The sequence below is a fragment of the Snodgrassella communis genome, from assembly GCF_914768045.1.
Taxonomy (GTDB): Bacteria; Pseudomonadota; Gammaproteobacteria; order Burkholderiales; family Neisseriaceae; genus Snodgrassella; species Snodgrassella communis.
Genome location: NZ_CAJZCD010000006.1, coordinates 82,334 through 99,798, shown reverse-complemented (window position 1 = coordinate 99,798; position 17,465 = coordinate 82,334). Strand labels below are relative to the sequence as shown.

Here is a 17,465-nt window from a genome sequence, read left to right as displayed (position 1 = left end):
AATTACAAAGGAATCATCATGCCATTACTGGATAGTTTTACTGTAGACCATACCCGTATGCAGGCACCAGCAGTGCGTATAGCCAAAAACATGTCCACGCCTAAAGGAGATGACATCACCGTATTTGATTTGCGGTTCTGCAAACCCAATCAGGCTATTTTGCCAGAAAAAGGCATGCATACACTCGAGCATTTATTTGCTGGTTTTATGCGCAACCACCTCAACAGCGAAAAAGTGGAAATTATCGACATTTCCCCCATGGGCTGCCGCACCGGCTTTTACATGAGCCTGATTGGCACCCCTGATGAAGCCACCGTAGCCAATGCTTGGGCTGCGGCCATGCAGGATGTGCTTGCAGTAGTCGATCAGAATCACATACCCGAACTGAACCGCTATCAGTGTGGCAGCTATACCATGCATTCGCTTGAAGAAGCCAAAGCTATTGCTCAAAAAGTGCTGGAAAGCCAGATTAGCATTAATTACAACAATGACTTAAAATTAGATGAGTCACTATTGCAACACTAGAATCCTGTATTTGTAATTACTGTCTAAAATTAAGTAACGCTGAGCCGAGCTTATATTTTAGGCAGTATGTCTTTTTCCTTGTAAATGTAGCCAGATACAGCGCAGATTTATCCCCCGATATAAAAAAACTGAAAATTTAATAATTTTTTTACAGTTTCATTCAAAATGAGACAAATCAGACCAAACTATTTGTGAATCAACAAAAATCATTACATCGCTTAACTCACTCATTATGAAGAAGCGGATATAGTCAGTTTTGACAAGACTTTTTTTTAAAGCAAAAAACCAGTATATTGTGTTTAGAATAACAGTTGACCACTACATTTTGTGGCGTCACTGTTTTTTTCTGCTTTACTTGTGCTAGAAAGAATCACTCATGAATGCGGTAGGCAATCTCAAAGTAACCAAACGTAACGGAAGTTTGGAAGATATCAATCTGGATAAAATTCATAAAGTTGTTACCTGGGCAGCAGAGGGACTGGATAATGTATCCGTATCTCAAGTAGAAATGCGCTCACACATCCAGTTTTACAATGGTATTCGCACAGATGACATTCACGAGACCATCATCAAGGCCGCTGCCGACCTGATATCTACCGAAACACCAGACTATCAGTATCTGGCAGCCCGTCTGGCGATCTTTCACTTACGCAAAATTGCTTTTGGCCGGTTTGAACCGCCACATCTGTATGACCACGTAACCAGCCTGACTGAATCAGGCAAATACGATGAACACATATTACAGGATTATTCACGGGCTGAATTTGATGAACTGAATGCCTGCATTGACCATAATCGCGACCTAAATTTCTCCTATGCCGCGGTTAAACAACTTGAAGGCAAATATCTGGTACAGAACCGTGTTACCAGACAAATTTTTGAAAGCCCGCAGTTTTTATATATACTGGTAGCAATGTGTCTGTTTGCACGCTATCCAAAAGCTGACAGACTGGAATACGTAAAAAAATTCTATCATGCCATCAGCACCTTCAAAATTTCCCTGCCCACACCAATAATGTCCGGTGTGCGCACACCAACACGCCAGTTTTCTTCCTGCGTACTGATTGAATGTGATGATAGCCTCGACAGCATCAATGCCACCACCAGCGCAATTGTCAAATATGTATCCCAGCGAGCCGGCATTGGTATTAACGCTGGACGCATTCGCGCCCTAGGCAGCGAAATACGCGGTGGTGAAGCCCAGCATACCGGCTGTATTCCATTTTATAAAATGTTTCAGGCTGCCGTTAAATCCTGCTCACAGGGAGGAGTACGCGGCGGAGCAGCCACCCTGTTCTATCCTTTATGGCATCTGGAAGTAGAAAATCTACTGGTACTGAAGAACAATCGTGGCGTAGAAGAAAACCGTGTTCGTCATCTGGATTACGGCGTACAGATTAACCGCCTGCTGTATACCCGCCTGATTAAAGGAGAAAACATCAGCCTGTTTTCACCATCCGAAGTGCCAGGTCTGTATGACGCATTTTTTGCTGATCAGGACGAATTTGAGCGCCTCTATGTCTTATATGAAAAAGACAGCAGCATCACTCGTCGCAGTATACCTGCTGTTGACCTGTTCTCCCTGTTAATGCAGGAGCGCGCCGGTACCGGACGGATTTATATCCAGAATGTTGATCACTGCAATACCCACAGCCCGTTTGATCCCAAACTGGCACCAGTGCGCCAGTCAAATCTGTGTCTGGAAATTGCCTTGCCCACCCGACCACTAAACGACATTAACGACCCGTCTGGTGAGATTGCCTTGTGTACCCTGTCAGCATTTAATCTGGGGGCACTGGAAAATCTAGAAGAATTGGAAGAACTGGCTGAGCTCACTACCCGTGCTCTAGATGCCTTACTGGATTATCAGAACTATCCAATCAAAGCTGCCGAACTGGCCACCATGAACCGGCGTACACTTGGTATCGGAGTGATTAACTTTGCTTACTATCTGGCCAAAAACGGCGTCAAATACAGTGATGGTTCAGCTATCAGCCTTACCCACCGTACATTTGAAGCCATCCAATATTACTTGCTCAAAGCATCAGTTAAACTGGCAAAAGAACTGGGTGCCTGTCCTAAATTTAGCGACACCACCTATGCACAGGGCTTATTGCCAATTGATACCTACAAAAAAGATCTGGACAAAATCTGTCAGGAGCCTCTGCATCTGGACTGGGAAGCATTACGCGCTGATATCGTCAAACATGGCCTGCGTAACTCCACCCTCACGGCACTGATGCCTTCAGAAACATCCAGCCAGATTGCCAATGCCACCAATGGTATTGAACCACCACGCGGGCTCGTATCCGTGAAAGCATCCAAAGACGGCATTCTCAAACAGGTCGTACCAGAATTTGAGCGCTTGCACAACCACTACGAACTGCTGTGGGATATGCCAAATAATGAAGGCTACCTGCATCTGGTGGGTATCATGCAAAAATTCGTCGACCAATCCATTTCTGCCAATACTAACTACGACCCGCAACGCTTTGAAGGACAAAAAGTCCCGATGAAACAATTAATCAAAGACTTACTGACGGCCTATAAATTCGGCCTGAAAACCCTGTATTACCAGAATACCCGTGATGGCGCCGACGACATGCAAACCAGCATTCAAGATGATGGCTGCGCCAGCGGAGCCTGCAAAATCTGATTCCCCAAGGGTGCACAAGCACCCTTTATTCCCCGTTTATATCAATTTAAATAAAGAGTATCGCCATGGCCTGTGAACATCTGTCAATGAACTACAGCACATTCTGTCAAAAACCGAATAATGCCCTGACAGAACCAATGTTCTTCGGTCAGCCTGTCAATGTAGCCCGCTATGATCAACAAAAATTTGATATTTTTGAAAAACTGATTGAAAAACAGCTGTCTTTCTTCTGGCGTCCGGAAGAAGTAGACGTATCACGCGACCGCATCGACTATGCCAATTTACCTGAGCACGAAAAACACATCTTTATCAGCAATCTAAAATATCAGACTTTACTTGACTCCATACAGGGGCGCAGTCCTAATGTTGCACTACTGCCTCTGGTATCCATTCCCGAGCTAGAAACCTGGATTGAAACTTGGTCGTTTTCCGAGACCATTCATTCACGCAGCTATACCCATATTATTCGCAATATCGTCAACGATCCATCTATCATATTTGATGACATCGTACAAAACAAACACATCATTGCCCGTGCTGAAGAAATCGCTTGCTATTATGATGATCTAATCGAATATACCCAATACTACAACTTACTAGGCGCAGGTAAACACCAGATTAATGGCAAAACAGTAGAAATCAATCTGCATGAGCTGAAGAAAAAACTCTATTTGTGTCTGATGTGCGTCAACGTACTCGAAGCAATCCGTTTTTATGTTTCATTTGCCTGTTCATTTGCGTTTGCCGAACGCGAACTAATGGAGGGCAATGCCAAAATCATCAAACTGATCGCCCGCGATGAAGCATTACACCTCACCGGAACACAACAAATGCTCAACTTAATGCGTACAGGTGCAGATGATCCGGAGATGGCTCAAATTGCAGCAGAAACCGAAGAAGAATGTTTCCACCTATTCCGTCGTGCCGCCATGCAGGAAAAAGACTGGGCTGAATACCTGTTTAAAGATGGATCTATGATTGGACTGAATAAAGACATTCTCGGTCAGTATGTCGAATACATTACCAACTTGCGCATGCAGGCCGTAGGATTGCAGCCTGCTTTTGAGCATGCCAAGCAAAATCCGATTCCGTGGATTAATGCATGGTTGTCTTCAGACAACGTACAGGTAGCACCACAGGAAGTTGAAGTCAGTTCATATCTGGTTGGCCAGATTGATGCCGAACTGAATGAAGACGACTTAAGCGATTTTGAACTTTAAATCCGCCCCTACCCAGTCTGGCAAAAGCCACAGACACTAACCAAACCGCAACGATACAGGAAATGAACTTAATCACCACCTGCGACAAAACGTTTACCCTGCAACAAGACGAAACCTTGCTGGAAGGGCTAGAACGTACCGGACACGAAATTGAATACCAGTGTCGCAGTGGTTATTGTGGTGCCTGCCGCCTCAAACTGCTTTCCGGACAAGTAAGCTATCCCGAGCAGCCACTAGCCTTTATCGCGCCAGGTGAAATCTTACCCTGCTGTTGTCAGGCAGACAGCGATTTGCATTTAGTCTGCCATCTCAGGGACGACACCCCAGAACACAATCCTGATCTCTTTGATAACGATTTATTTGCAGCAAAACAAAGTTAAATCAGTTTATCTTTACAGTCGGGTAAGGGTAAAGTATCGTAACATACCATTTAACTAATACTAGGTAAAAGCTTATGCTACTTGGCGTAAACATAGATCATGTTGCAACCGTGCGTAACGCCCGCGGCAGTAATTATCCCAGCCCACTTGAAGCCGCATTACTTGCCGAAACGCACGGCGCCGATCTGATTACCATGCATCTACGCGAAGATAGGCGCCACATTCATGATGCTGATGTATTTGCTGTCAAAAATGCCATCAGCACCCGCCTCAATCTCGAAATGGCACTCACCCCGGAAATGCTGGATAACGCACTGGCCGTTCAGCCTGCTGATGTATGCATCGTTCCGGAAAAAAGACAGGAAATCACCACCGAAGGTGGGCTGGATGTATTGTCACAACAAGACAAAGTGGCAGAATATACTCAGAAACTAACTGCTGCCGGCATTCGCGTTTCCCTGTTTGTTGATGCTGACAAGCAGCAGATACAAGCCTGCCGTGAAGTCGGCGCACCGGTAATTGAACTACATACCGGTGCCTATGCCGATTCCACCGATAAAGAACAGCGACAACAGCAACTAGCGCGTATCGAAGAGGCCGCTCATCAGGCCAGCGAAATGGGCATAATCGTCAATGCCGGACATGGATTGAATATCCATAATGTCACACCCATTGCCAAAATTTTAGCCATTCGTGAACTCAACATCGGCCATGCATTGATTGCACAGGCGATTTTCATCGGATTGCCTCAAGCCATTGAACAAATGAAAACTGCCATTTTTCGCGCACGCAGCATTCCTTATTAATCTTCACCAGCAAAAGGAAAACAATGATTTACGGCATAGGTACAGACTTAGTAAAAATTGACCGCATCGCCAAAATGTGCAAAACCTACGGAGCCAATGCAGTGGCCGAAAAAATGCTGTCACGGATTGAAGCACTGGAATGGCCATCAGCCAACCAACCTATAAAATTTCTTGCCAAACGCTTTGCAGCCAAAGAAGCTTTTGCCAAAGCCGTACATACCGGTTTGCGTAGCCCAGTTACTCTGCGCAATATCGGTATTGGTCACAACGAACTGGGGCGTCCTGAATTTATCGTTGAAAAACCATTGGCGCAATGGCTTAGTCAAAAAAACATCGGTCGCATCCACCTGAGCCTGAGTGATGAAGACAATCATATCGTGGCCTTTGCCGTGGCCGAGTATATTAAATAATGAGTAATAACAGTCTGACTGAAGTGGTTGCTGGCGTCCTTTATAACCAGCAAGGTGAATTTCTGCTCAGCTCACGACCCACAGGCAAACCTTATGCCGGCTACTGGGAATTTGCTGGCGGCAAAGTAGAAACTGGAGAAAGCCGACTGGCCGCATTACAACGCGAGTTTGCCGAAGAGCTGGGTATAGAAATCACTGCTGCCTCCCCATGGCTGACCAAAATTCATCATTACGAACATGCTCATGTTCACCTGCATTTTTATCGCATTGCCGCCAACCAGTGGCATGGGCAATTAACTGCACGTGAACAGCAAAGCTGGTGCTGGCAGCAGCCCGGCAATCTTACCGTTGCTCCGATATTGCCCGCAAACGCGCCTATTCTGGCTGCATTAGCCATTCCAACAAACATGAGTGGCCACTTAAATACAGGCTTTCATACCGCAATACCACAACAGCCAGCATTACAGATACTGCCCTATCAGCCCGGTATAGCTACCACAACAGTTGTTTATGCACCAGCCAGCCAATTGCAACAACTGACAAAACAACATCCCACAGCCAACACCTGGGCTATCTGCCATAACCACGAACAGTGGCTACAGGCGCAAACAGCCGCAGCCATTATCTGGCCTGTATCCAGCACTGAAGACATCCAGCTACTCCTTACCCTGTTACAGCAACATCCCTCCGGCGTACCCGTTATGGCTTTACTGGAAAAGTCCAGCCAGCCTACAGCACAACCCGACTGGATTACACTAGGCGTCCATGGCATCATTCAGGAGCAATAATAGTCGACATCAGTCTGTTTCCTTTGCCCACCATAATCTGCCCGACAACAAATATTGAGTCCTTAACTTACCCTACAAACAACCAACACCATGACTCAGCCTGCCAAAAATTCAATCACCGTCATCATCGGACTACTTCTCTTTATCATAGCAGTCCCCAGCATCATTGGCCTTGTTCTGTGGCAAAACAGCCGTACAGATGCACAAAGTACACTCAGTAACTGTAATGTGCGTAGCGGCTGCATATTACCTGGCGGTGCAGTAATCCAATTTACACCACCCGCAGATATTACCAAACCTTTTGACATCAGCATGCGTCAGGTACCGGCTTCAGTGAAACGAATCAGCATACATTTCACCATGCGCAACATGGATCTGGGCTTTAATCGCACCGATTTCAAACCACAAGGACAAGGCGTCTGGACCGCACACCATGCTGTGCTGCCAGTATGTATTGACGAGCGCAATGATTTTCTCGGCGATTTAACACTCGACGATCAACATTACATTATTGTCTTTTCCGCCCCTTAAGCAACATATAAGCATTGCATCGTCAACTGTTTCACCCGTACAATCACAGACATTGATTACCTTGCCAACAAAAGGATTCAGGTCATGTTCAGCAAAAAAATTTTTGACGACATCAGCGATAAACTCAGTGATACCATCAGCAACAGCCCTATCAAAGACATGGAAAAAAATGTCAAATCCATGCTTGGCAGTGCTTTCAACCGCATGGATCTGATCACACGCGAAGAATTTGATATTCAACAGCAAGTACTACTGAAAACCAGAGAAAAACTGGCCGAGCTCGAAACTCGAGTAATTGCACTGGAAGCCTTGCTGGCACAAAACAGCAGTAGCACCAATCCTGCCTGTGCAACAGAGACCAACAATACCGATTTGCCAGCCTGAGGAATCATCCCATGTCTTGGGCAGTTGTTTATAGTCGCGCACTGGCAGGAATGGCAGCACCACTAGTAGAAGTAGAAGCTCATCTGGCCAATGGTTTGCCAGCATTCAGTATTGTTGGCTTACCAGATACCGAAGTCAAAGAAAGCCGGGATCGAGTAAGGGCTGCCATCATTCAGTCCGGTTTCGATTTTCCTGCCAAAAAAATTACCGTTAATCTGGCACCGGCTGATCTGCCCAAAGAGTCAGGTCGGTTTGACCTGCCAATCGCCATCGGCATACTGGCAGCTTCCGGCCAGATAGACAGCACTTGTCTGCCTGAATACGAGCTGGCCGGAGAGCTCGGACTATCCGGTCAAATCAGACCAATCCGCGGCGCCATCGCCATGGCAGAAGCTGCACGACAGCAACAACGTGCCTTTATTCTGCCACAAGACAATGCTTTTCAAACTGCACTACTGCCACAAACGCATGTATATGGTGCCAGCACACTGACTGCTGTAGCTGCCCATCTTAACCAACAGCAATCACTTACTGCCGTTAATGCGCAACATCTGCAACAACATACCACCGAAGCAGCCTATCCTGATATGGCCGATGTACGCGGACAGCAAACAGCCAAATTAGCACTGGAAATTGCTGCAACGGGTGGCCACAGTTTATTATTGTCAGGACCACCCGGAACAGGTAAATCCATGCTGGCACAGCGTCTGCCTAGTATATTACCGCCGTTAACAGCAACAGAGCTGGTAAGCGTCTGGTCTTTACAGTCACTTTTACCCCATGCGCAGCAACAATACCAGCAAATCCGGCCATTTCGTTCTCCTCATCACAGCACATCAGCCGCAGCACTAGTCGGTGGTGGTTCTGATCCCCGTCCCGGTGAAATTTCCTTGGCGCATCACGGCATTTTGTTTCTGGACGAACTACCGGAATTTGATCGCAAAGTACTCGAAGTTCTGCGCGAACCCTTGGAAAGTGGCGAAATTCACATTTCCCGAGCGGCACGGCAGGCTACCTATCCAGCCAAATTTCAACTTGTAGCCGCAATGAATCCTTGTCCCTGCGGTTATCACGGACATCCAATCAAGCCGTGCCGCTGCACACCGGAAGCCATATCCCGTTACCGGGACAAAATTTCCGGCCCCCTGCTTGATCGTATAGACCTCATTATCGATGTACCCAGCCTGCCCGCTAGTGATTTAATACAACAGGCTGATGGCGAAAACAGCAGCAGTATCCGCGAGCGTGTTAGCTTAGCTCGCGAACGCCAGTATCAGCGTCAGGGTAAAATCAATGCGCAATTAAGCAACCGCGAACTGGACACTATCGCCCATATCAGTACAGCAGCCAAACAGACTCTGGCCAGTGCCATGGAAAAATTATCACTTTCAGCACGCAGCTTTCACCGCATCTTGCGTATTGCCCGTACCCTAGCTGATATGGCAGATAATCACAACGTTGAAACCAGTCATATTTTGCGCGCCATAAGTTTCCGTCGTGCTTTATAATATTAATCAGAGCAAAAACGGACGTCATATCCACAGAAATGACAACCCGGCTCTGAACAGATTTTGCCGTATATAATGCCAACATAAAGGCTTTTAACATGCATATGAACATATCATTTCGTCAGGCAGGTAAAGGGCTCGTCAGCTTTATCGTCGGTTTGCTGATTGCAACCATAATCATCGCTGGCATCCTGTTCTACCTAAACAAAAGCAAATCAGATTTCAAAATGCCTGATACTCCTCCTACTACTACTGCTCCACCACAGCCAGAAATACTCACACCAAACAATGGAGCATCTACTACCCAGCCATTTATACCTAATAGTATTCCATCTTCAACAACCGCCAGCGAAACACAAGTAGCACCTGCTGCCTCACAGCCGGTTAATTTAAATGGCATTGAAAGTGAAGTCATTACAAACCACACACCACCAATCCAGCATACAGAGCCGCATAAGGTTCCAGATAAAACACCCCCGAAAGCACCGGTTGCACCCAACCATGCACACGTCACTCCAGAACAGATATTAAGTAACGGCAGTCTGGAAAAGGCTCAGCAGGCAGCAGAAAAACAGCATACTGATAGTAAAGTCTATCTGCAAATCGGTTCCTTTAACAATCGTACCGATGCCGATGCACAGCGCGCCAAATTAGTCATGCTAGGTATCAACAGCAGCGTACATACTGCCAAAGTTAACGGTACAATCAAATACCGTGTTCAGACCGACAAACTCAGCCAGAATCAGGCCGGCGAAATTAAAAAAACCTTGCAACAACACAATATTGATAGCCTGACCAGAGCAGCATCCTGAATCAGCCAGCTTTAATAACACCAGGGAATCAACATGCTTAAAAAAATCATCACCATCATAGCTACCACACTGGCATTTACCAGCGGAGTAGCACAGGCAGCATTAGTTAACGTAGACTACATCGTACTCGACAAGCCTATCCCGCAACTACACAAAAACAAAGTAGAGGTACTGGAATTCTTCTCCTACAGCTGTATCCATTGTTCACATCTTGAACCATACATACTCAAGGAAATGAAATCTTTCGCTCCCGATACCTATCTGCGTCCAGTGCACGTTGTCTGGGATGATAATGTTTATTACAATCTGGCTCGGATTGCCGCAGCCGTAAACAGTACCGGCATGAAACTAAACGCAGACCCAGTAATTTTTGATGCCATCTTTACCAAACACATCGAATTATGGCAACCTGACGTATTCAAAAAATGGGCGGTACAGCAAACCGCATTTGATGGGCAAAAACTTGTCAAAGCCTATAACAGTCAGGAAAACTCCGCCATCACTGCCGACATGCGCAAATTGAGTGAAAAATACAACATTCAGGCTACACCAATCGTAATAGTTGGAGGCAAGTACCAACTACAATTTCCGCGAGGATATCAGGCAGGAATGGTTACATTAAATGAATTAATTGAAAAAGTACGCAATGAGAATGGCATTAGCGTAGCAACTACCCGTAAACTACCGAAAAGCATAGGAGCCTCATTGGCTGCTTCTGCAAATCGATAGATTTCAGACAACAAACCAAACAATAGTGTGTTTACCCTTAAACACACTATTGTTTTGCTGTTTTGCGTAGAAAACATGACATCAATACACAAACCACAGTAAATAAAAATGGACATTATCTTATTTCTAAAAGCCCTGATACTAGGGATCGTAGAAGGCTTAACCGAGTTCTTACCTGTTTCCAGTACTGGCCACCTGATTGTTGTCGGCAATCTGCTCAAATTTCAGACCACAGGCGAAGTATTCGACATCACCATTCAGCTAGGCGCAATCCTTGCCATTGTGTTTGAATACAAGCATCGCTTTGCCCATATCATCACCCATATCGGCAAAGAACCTGCCACCAACCGCTTTGTTCTCAATCTAGCTATCGCCTTTATCCCTGCGGCTATCGTTGGATTACTGTTCAACAAACAAATCAAACATTTCCTGTTTAACCCCGTCACCGTGGCCACCGCTCTTGTTATCGGCGGCCTCCTCATTCTCTGGATTGAAAAGCGCCAGAGCCACATAGAACCCAAAGTCAAAAACGTTGAACAAATGCGTCCGCGCGATGCCCTAGTAGTAGGGCTGGCACAAATCTTAGCGCTGATTCCAGGCACCTCACGCTCCGGCAGTACCATTATGGGTGGGATGCTATGGGGTATTGAACGCAAAGCAGCCACAGAATTTTCATTTTTTCTGGCCGTACCCGTAATGATTGCTGCCACCGGTTACGATATGCTCAAGCATATGAGTGAATTTACCCGGGACGATCTACTTCTTATCGCTATCGGCTTTATAGCAGCATTTCTATCCGCGCTCGTAGCCGTTAAAGCATTGCTGCGTTTTGTTGCCCACAAAAACTATATTCCCTTCGCCTGGTACCGGATTATATTTGGTGGCATCATCTTGCTTACCTGGGCCACAGGCTGGGTAAAATGGTAATCCAGCCATAATTGTCACTGGTCTATAAACGTTAAATTGTGATAAAGTGATGTTTTAACAGACTCCCAGGCACAGCATCTTACCTGCCTTTTCTCGTCTACGTCACACTGCTCCCACGGATTCAGTGTGGCTTGTATTTTGTGAGGAATACCAATGCAGTCTTGGCAATTGCCCGAATACATTGCCGACATCCTTCCATCAGCCGCGCGCCAGCTCGAAAGTGCCAAAGAACAACTATTAGCACTTTATCGCGTTCATGGCTATGAGCTTGTCAGCCCTCCTCTACTCGAATACAGCCAATCCTTACTTACCCGTATTGATGAAGGCTTGTCCCTAAAAACCATCCGCGTTGTCGATCAGCTCAGCGGTCGCCAGCTTGGCCTGCGTGCAGACATTACCCCGCAGGTTGCCCGTATTGATGCCCATCTGCTTTCAGCCAATAGCGGCGTGAACCGCTTATGCTATGCCGGCTCAGTACTGCATGCGCGCCCAGATGGCTTTTTAAGCACACGCGAACCTCTACAAATCGGAGCAGAACTATACGGCCATGCCGGAATCGAATCAGACATAGAACTGATTGACCTAATGCTAAAAAGTCTGGCTGTCGTCAACGTTCCAGAACTAACCTTATCACTGGGCCATATAGGCATTTTTCATGCCCTAGCCAAAGCAGCCAACCTAGAAACACAGCAAGCCACCACCCTGTTGCAGCTTATGCAGGCTAAAAACGCCGCTGCCGTCCGACAGCGTGTACAGCAATGGCAACTTCCGGAACAATGGATTAACGCATTCGAAGCATTACCCACATTATATGGCACCCAAAAAGTATTACACACTGCCATGACCACATTGCCGGATTTACCGGAAATCTGCGAAGCATTGCAGCAACTACAGCATATCTGCACCGCTTTTGCCAACCACAATATATTTATCGACCTGAGCGAACTGCGCGTAGACAACTACCATACCGGATTATTGTTTGCCGCCTACAGCGCAGATTGGCCAGATGCACTGGCACGTGGCGGCCGTTATGATGGTCTGGGTAAATACTTCGGGCGCAGTCGCCCAGCTTCCGGTTTCAGTTTTGACCTACGCGATTTAATCGGGCATCTGCCACCAGTAGAAAAACTGCGCGGCATAAGAGTCAGCGTGCATGATGCCACCGCTGCAAAAAAAGAAATAGAGCAACTGCGTTCAGCCGGTGAATGCGTCATCATCGATTACACCCCTGAAAGCAACAACATCAAAGGATGCGACCGCCAACTAGTCTGGCAAAACCAGCAATGGCAACTGATTCCCTTGTAGCACCAATTAACCCTTAGTATGAGCAGGTAAAACCATATGGCAAAAAACGTCGTCGTTGTCGGCACCCAATGGGGTGATGAAGGCAAAGGTAAAATAGTAGACTGGCTAACTGAGCGTGCCTCCGGCGTAGTACGGTATCAGGGAGGACATAATGCAGGCCATACCCTAGTAGTAAATGGCAAAAAAACTGTATTGCGGCTAATTCCCAGTGGCATCTTGCATACTGGCAAACGCTGTTTTATCGGTTCCGGTGTAGTTGTATCACCAGAAGCCCTACTCAGTGAAATGGCCGAATTGCAGCAAGCCGGTATTGATGTAACCAAACAACTTACCATTGCACCAACTTGCCCACTGATTCTGCCTTACCATATTGCACTGGATCATGCTCGCGAAGCAGCCAAAGGCGATAAAAAAATTGGAACAACCGGGCGTGGTATTGGCCCAGCCTATGAAGACAAAATTGCCCGGCGTGCAGTACGCATCATGGATCTGTTTCAGCCAGATGTATTACAGCAGAAAATCAAAGACACAGTATCCATCTATAACTGTCAGCTTACCAACCTGTATGGTCAGCAAGCATTGGATGCAGAACAAATCTATCAGCAGACACTCAAGCTTGCAGAACAGATACAGCCAATGGTCGGAGATGTTTCCCGCGAACTGAACGAAATGAATGCCCGTGGTGAATCACTGCTATTTGAAGGAGCACAAGGTACCTTCCTTGATATCGACTACGGCACCTACCCTTATGTTACCTCTTCCAACTGCATTGCCGGTGCTGCTGCCGTTGGTTCAGGTGTTGGTCCCACCAAACTCAATTATGTATTAGGTATTGTTAAAGCCTATACCACCCGCGTCGGTTCTGGTCCGTTTCCGACCGAACTTTTCGACAGCGTTGGCGCAGGTCTGGCACAGCGTGGTAACGAATTTGGCGCAGTGACTGGCCGCCCGCGACGCTGCGGCTGGTTTGATGCAGCACTAATGAAACGCTCCATTCAAGTAAATGGCATTTCCGGATTGTGCCTCACCAAACTAGACGTCATGGATGGCATGGACAGCATTAACATCTGTGTAGGCTATGATTACAACGGCGCAAAAACAGATATTTTGCCTTGTGGCTCAGATGCCGTATCTGCCTGCACCCCCATCTACGAAACCCTACCAGGCTGGCAGGAAAGCACCTTCGGCTTAAAATCATATGATGCCCTACCAGACAATGCCAAAGCCTACCTAAAACGCATTGAAGAAATCTGCGGTGCACCAATTGCCATGATTTCTACCGGTCCAGACCGTGAAGAAACCATATTGCTGCATCACCCGTATGAATAACTAACCAAAAAAGGAACCCATCTAACGATGGGTTCCTTTTTAAATAAAACTCATGCAAAACCTTAACATATACCATTTAATACTTTAACAATCCAGCCCATACCATCAACAAACTGAACTAACCACCTTAACCCACATCAGCAAACACATCAGCTTGACCTACAAAACAACCTACTTACTATCCATATACAAAGTAGCTCAGCTAAAAAGACCATGCCACCACAAAGACACACCAGCCAGCCAGCGGCCAAACCAGCCAGCTTCACCGACACTATCCAGAGCCACCACCTCCTGCTGCGCCACTACCTGCTTACCAAACAGCAACTTCAGCGTACCCATACCCTGCCCTTTACGCACCGGTGCTACCACCGGCTGCACCGCCTCAAACTCAGTTGATAACTGCTTTGCACCATCTGATGGCAACGTAATATAGACATCACGCAAAAAACCCACACCTACCTTACCAGTCGCCCCCTTATAAACAGCAATATCGGCAACCTTATGGTTGGCTGGATACAATCTAGTTGTATTAAAAGCAGTTAATGCCCACCCCAATAACTTACTGCCCTCTGCCGCTCTCGCCTCACTGCTGTCTGCCCCCACCAGCACCACAATCACCCTGCGCTCATTACGCTTACTACTCACCGCCAGATTATAACCACCATTAATAGTATAACCCACAGCCAGCCCATCTACCTGATCATCCCGGAACAACAACAAATTACGGTTTAACTGAGTAACACCATTATAAGAAAATGATTTTTTAGCAAACCAACTCTGATATTGAGGAAAATCGCGTACCAATGCCTGTGCCAGCTGCAACAAATCACCCACACTGCTATATTGCCCTTCTGCCGGCAAGCCAGTGCAATTAACAAAATGAGTATTTTCCAGCCCCATCTTCTGTGCTTCCGCATTCATACGCCGTACAAACGCCTTCTCCCCCCCGCTAACCGCTTCAGCCAACGTAATCGCCGCATCATTGGCAGAAACCACCAACATACCCTGCACCACCGTTTCAACATTTACCGGCACACCCTGCTGTAAAAACATGCGGCTACCATCCGTATGCCAGCCAGCAGCTGAAATCTTCAGCGGTTGCCGAGCTTTTAACTTACCACTTTGCAAAGCATCAAAAACCAGATAAGCAGTCATCAGCTTTGTCAGAGCTGCTGGCTCAATACGTGCATCCTTGTCCCGACTGGCCAGAATCATACCACTTTGTTCATCTGCAACCGCATAGGCAGCAGCATTGATCTCAGGCAAACCTACCGCCTGCGCTAAAGACAGAACACCCATCAGCATAGTCGCACAGAAGCAACGAAAAAAAATTCTCATCATATCTACTATCAAATCTAAATCCGAATTAACCCATATCAACCCTATTCTGTGCCCATCATTATAAACAGTTACCTACCCAGAATAAGCCATATCAGCAAATTTACTTGCATAAAAAAAACAGTCGCGTTATCGTTAATTTTAGATTAAATAAGTTAAACAAATAATCCGCCCAACAAAATCAGCGATTCCTTAACAACAAACCATGAACAAGCACACCAAATATCTTACCCGCATTCTTACCGCCGCTGTTTACGATGTAGCCATCGAAACACCTCTAGATTATGCAACCAACCTATCCGACCGCTTAAACAACCACATCTGGCTGAAACGAGAAGACTTACAACCCGTATTCTCCTTTAAAATTCGCGGTGCCTACAACAAAATGGCCAAACTGCAACACAGCGTCCTCAAAAAAGGCGTGATTACCGCCTCTGCCGGCAATCACGCTCAGGGAGTAGCCCTTTCCGCCCAGAAACTAGGCTGTGACGCAACCATCGTCATGCCCCAAACCACACCACAAATCAAAATTGACGCCGTCAAAAAACGCGGTGGCAAAGTAGTGCTGGCAGGAGAATCCTACAACGACGCCTATAACCATGCCATGCAACTGGTTGCCCAAAGCGGCCTCACCTACATCCCGCCCTTTGATGATCCCGATGTTATTGCCGGCCAAGGCACAATCGGCATGGAGATACTGCGCCAGCATCCCAAACCAATAGACGCCGTCTTTGTAGCAATAGGCGGTGGCGGCCTTGCTGCTGGAGTAGCTGCCTACATAAAAAACGTACGTCCTGAAATCAAAGTTATCGGCGTAGAAACCGAAGATGCCTGTGCCATGAAGCAATCTATTGCTGCGGGTAAACGCATCGAACTGACAGAAGTTGGCCTGTTTGCCGATGGCACCGCTGTTAAACTAGTAGGAGAAGAAACATTCAACCTATGCCGTGACCTGCTTGACGACATCATCGTAGTAGATACCGACAGCATCTGTGCCGCCATAAAAGATATTTTCGACAACACCCGTAGCATAACCGAAACTTCCGGTGCACTGGCACTCGCTGGCCTCAAAGCCTATATCAGCCGTCATCAGTGTCAACATCAGAACCTAATAGCAGTAACCAGTGGCGCAAACATAAACTTCCACCAGCTGCGCCATGTATCTGAGCGCTGTGAACTAACAGAAGGCCATGAAGGCATCTTTGCCGTTACCATTCCAGAAAAGCCGGGCAGCTTCCGCCATTTTATCGATTTAATCGGCAACAGAAGCATTACCGAATTCAATTATCGCTATGGCGACGACCACAAAGCCCATATCTTTGTCGGCATTCAAAGTAATAACACCGCCGACTTACAGCACATTACACAAGAACTAAACAGCAACGGCTTGCCAACACTGGACTTAACCCACAATGAAATGGCCAAACTGCACATCCGTTACATGGTCGGCGGACGCACCAGCAAAGTAGCCAACGAACACCTCATAAGCTTTGAATTCCCTGAGCGACCGGGCGCATTAAGACGCTTCTTACTTCACATGCAATCAGATTGGAACATCACCCTGTTTCATTATCGCAATCATGGTGCCGACTTCGGCCGCGTCCTCATAGGTTTAGACATCCCCCCAGCCGATGCAGAAAAATTCCAGAATTTTCTGGATAATCTTGGCTACACCTATCAGGAACAAACCCACAATACAGCTTATCAGCTATTTCTGGGCGAACCAGCAGATAAATATTAATATCTGAATTGTTCAAAATACTAACCAATAGCATGACTGATTAGCTCACTAACCGGCTTAGTGATAAGTTTACTAA

17 protein-coding genes are annotated in these 17,465 nt (G+C 46.6%); 16 read left to right on the top strand and 1 reads right to left on the bottom strand.

Translation table 11 applies throughout. From position 1 onward, the window contains the following. Positions 1-18 precede the first annotated feature (18 nt). The 15 genes from luxS to MJ761_RS07415 all read left to right on the top strand — a co-directional run bounded on the left by luxS (position 19) and on the right by MJ761_RS07415 (position 14,310). Positions 19-525, top strand: coding sequence for an S-ribosylhomocysteine lyase (luxS, locus tag MJ761_RS07485; protein ID WP_093091633.1), 507 nt, complete (start codon positions 19-21; stop codon positions 523-525). Positions 526-901: 376 nt separating this feature from the next. Further along, complete coding sequence (gene nrdA / locus MJ761_RS07480) at positions 902-3,181, top strand: class 1a ribonucleoside-diphosphate reductase subunit alpha (RefSeq protein WP_093091631.1); 2,280 nt, start codon at positions 902-904, stop codon at positions 3,179-3,181. An 86-nt stretch (positions 3,182-3,267) separates the two neighbouring features. Beyond that, on the top strand, positions 3,268-4,401 hold the full coding sequence (gene nrdB / locus MJ761_RS07475) for a class Ia ribonucleoside-diphosphate reductase subunit beta (RefSeq protein ID WP_093091739.1): 1,134 nt from the start codon (positions 3,268-3,270) through the stop codon (positions 4,399-4,401). Positions 4,402-4,463: 62 nt separating this feature from the next. Continuing rightward, on the top strand, positions 4,464-4,781 hold the full coding sequence (yfaE, locus tag MJ761_RS07470) for a class I ribonucleotide reductase maintenance protein YfaE (RefSeq protein ID WP_093091629.1): 318 nt from the start codon (positions 4,464-4,466) through the stop codon (positions 4,779-4,781). A 74-nt stretch (positions 4,782-4,855) separates the two neighbouring features. Beyond that, positions 4,856-5,587, top strand: a complete 732-nt coding sequence (gene pdxJ / locus MJ761_RS07465; protein WP_093091627.1) for a pyridoxine 5'-phosphate synthase — start codon at positions 4,856-4,858, stop codon at positions 5,585-5,587. A 23-nt stretch (positions 5,588-5,610) separates the two neighbouring features. Next, positions 5,611-5,997, top strand: a complete 387-nt coding sequence (gene acpS / locus MJ761_RS07460) for a holo-ACP synthase (protein ID WP_093091625.1) — start codon at positions 5,611-5,613, stop codon at positions 5,995-5,997. After that, complete coding sequence (locus MJ761_RS07455) at positions 5,997-6,785, top strand: NUDIX domain-containing protein (protein ID WP_093091623.1); 789 nt, start codon at positions 5,997-5,999, stop codon at positions 6,783-6,785. Before acpS ends, MJ761_RS07455 begins: the two co-directional genes overlap by 1 nt. 90 nt (positions 6,786-6,875) lie before the next feature. Continuing rightward, positions 6,876-7,316 (top strand): hypothetical protein, encoded by a 441-nt coding sequence (locus MJ761_RS07450; RefSeq protein WP_093091621.1) that lies wholly within the window; start codon positions 6,876-6,878, stop codon positions 7,314-7,316. 84 nt (positions 7,317-7,400) lie between these two features. Then, positions 7,401-7,700: an accessory factor UbiK family protein gene (locus MJ761_RS07445; RefSeq protein WP_093091619.1), complete on the top strand. Its 300-nt coding sequence runs from the start codon at positions 7,401-7,403 to the stop codon at positions 7,698-7,700. Positions 7,701-7,711: 11 nt separating this feature from the next. Beyond that, positions 7,712-9,208 (top strand): YifB family Mg chelatase-like AAA ATPase, encoded by a 1,497-nt coding sequence (locus MJ761_RS07440; protein ID WP_093091617.1) that lies wholly within the window; start codon positions 7,712-7,714, stop codon positions 9,206-9,208. A 98-nt stretch (positions 9,209-9,306) separates the two neighbouring features. Beyond that, a complete protein-coding gene (locus tag MJ761_RS07435) occupies positions 9,307-10,020 on the top strand; it encodes an SPOR domain-containing protein (RefSeq protein WP_093091615.1) in 714 nt (237 codons plus the stop codon). Between the two features lie 33 nt (positions 10,021-10,053). Beyond that, complete coding sequence (locus MJ761_RS07430; RefSeq protein ID WP_093091613.1) at positions 10,054-10,749, top strand: thiol:disulfide interchange protein DsbA/DsbL; 696 nt, start codon at positions 10,054-10,056, stop codon at positions 10,747-10,749. A gap of 108 nt (positions 10,750-10,857) precedes the next feature. Further along, positions 10,858-11,676, top strand: a complete 819-nt coding sequence (locus MJ761_RS07425) for an undecaprenyl-diphosphate phosphatase (RefSeq protein WP_093091611.1) — start codon at positions 10,858-10,860, stop codon at positions 11,674-11,676. 153 nt (positions 11,677-11,829) lie between these two features. Next, complete coding sequence (locus MJ761_RS07420; RefSeq protein ID WP_093091608.1) at positions 11,830-12,981, top strand: ATP phosphoribosyltransferase regulatory subunit; 1,152 nt, start codon at positions 11,830-11,832, stop codon at positions 12,979-12,981. A gap of 36 nt (positions 12,982-13,017) precedes the next feature. Continuing rightward, on the top strand, positions 13,018-14,310 hold the full coding sequence (locus MJ761_RS07415; protein ID WP_093091606.1) for an adenylosuccinate synthase: 1,293 nt from the start codon (positions 13,018-13,020) through the stop codon (positions 14,308-14,310). A gap of 198 nt (positions 14,311-14,508) precedes the next feature. On the opposite strand, the gene MJ761_RS07410 is transcribed toward MJ761_RS07415, so the two are convergent. Then, complete coding sequence (locus tag MJ761_RS07410) at positions 14,509-15,651, bottom strand: D-alanyl-D-alanine carboxypeptidase family protein (protein WP_093091605.1); 1,143 nt, start codon at positions 15,649-15,651, stop codon at positions 14,509-14,511. A 202-nt stretch (positions 15,652-15,853) separates the two neighbouring features. Between MJ761_RS07410 and ilvA the strand changes: the two genes are divergently transcribed. After that, entirely contained in the window at positions 15,854-17,389 is a 1,536-nt protein-coding gene (gene ilvA / locus MJ761_RS07405; RefSeq protein WP_093091603.1) for a threonine ammonia-lyase, biosynthetic, read from the top strand. Positions 17,390-17,465: the final 76 nt, after the last annotated feature.

Excerpts from the sequence above, each read along its gene's own strand:
- luxS (WP_093091633.1), top strand. The coding sequence starts at position 19 with ATGCCATTACTGGATAGTTTTACTGTAGACCATACCCGTATGCAGGCA.
- acpS (WP_093091625.1), top strand. The coding sequence starts at position 5,611 with ATGATTTACGGCATAGGTACAGACTTAGTAAAAATTGACCGCATCGCC.
- MJ761_RS07445 (WP_093091619.1), top strand. The coding sequence starts at position 7,401 with ATGTTCAGCAAAAAAATTTTTGACGACATCAGCGATAAACTCAGTGAT.
- nrdB (WP_093091739.1), top strand. The coding sequence starts at position 3,268 with ATGAACTACAGCACATTCTGTCAAAAACCGAATAATGCCCTGACAGAA.
- MJ761_RS07430 (WP_093091613.1), top strand. The coding sequence starts at position 10,054 with ATGCTTAAAAAAATCATCACCATCATAGCTACCACACTGGCATTTACC.
- MJ761_RS07435 (WP_093091615.1), top strand. The coding sequence starts at position 9,307 with ATGCATATGAACATATCATTTCGTCAGGCAGGTAAAGGGCTCGTCAGC.
- MJ761_RS07450 (WP_093091621.1), top strand. The coding sequence starts at position 6,876 with ATGACTCAGCCTGCCAAAAATTCAATCACCGTCATCATCGGACTACTT.
- yfaE (WP_093091629.1), top strand. The coding sequence starts at position 4,464 with ATGAACTTAATCACCACCTGCGACAAAACGTTTACCCTGCAACAAGAC.
- pdxJ (WP_093091627.1), top strand. The coding sequence starts at position 4,856 with ATGCTACTTGGCGTAAACATAGATCATGTTGCAACCGTGCGTAACGCC.
- MJ761_RS07440 (WP_093091617.1), top strand. The coding sequence starts at position 7,712 with ATGTCTTGGGCAGTTGTTTATAGTCGCGCACTGGCAGGAATGGCAGCA.
- ilvA (WP_093091603.1), top strand. The coding sequence starts at position 15,854 with ATGAACAAGCACACCAAATATCTTACCCGCATTCTTACCGCCGCTGTT.
- MJ761_RS07420 (WP_093091608.1), top strand. The coding sequence starts at position 11,830 with ATGCAGTCTTGGCAATTGCCCGAATACATTGCCGACATCCTTCCATCA.
- nrdA (WP_093091631.1), top strand. The coding sequence starts at position 902 with ATGAATGCGGTAGGCAATCTCAAAGTAACCAAACGTAACGGAAGTTTG.
- MJ761_RS07425 (WP_093091611.1), top strand. The coding sequence starts at position 10,858 with ATGGACATTATCTTATTTCTAAAAGCCCTGATACTAGGGATCGTAGAA.
- MJ761_RS07455 (WP_093091623.1), top strand. The coding sequence starts at position 5,997 with ATGAGTAATAACAGTCTGACTGAAGTGGTTGCTGGCGTCCTTTATAAC.
- MJ761_RS07415 (WP_093091606.1), top strand. The coding sequence starts at position 13,018 with ATGGCAAAAAACGTCGTCGTTGTCGGCACCCAATGGGGTGATGAAGGC.
- MJ761_RS07410 (WP_093091605.1), bottom strand. The coding sequence starts at position 15,651 with ATGATGAGAATTTTTTTTCGTTGCTTCTGTGCGACTATGCTGATGGGT.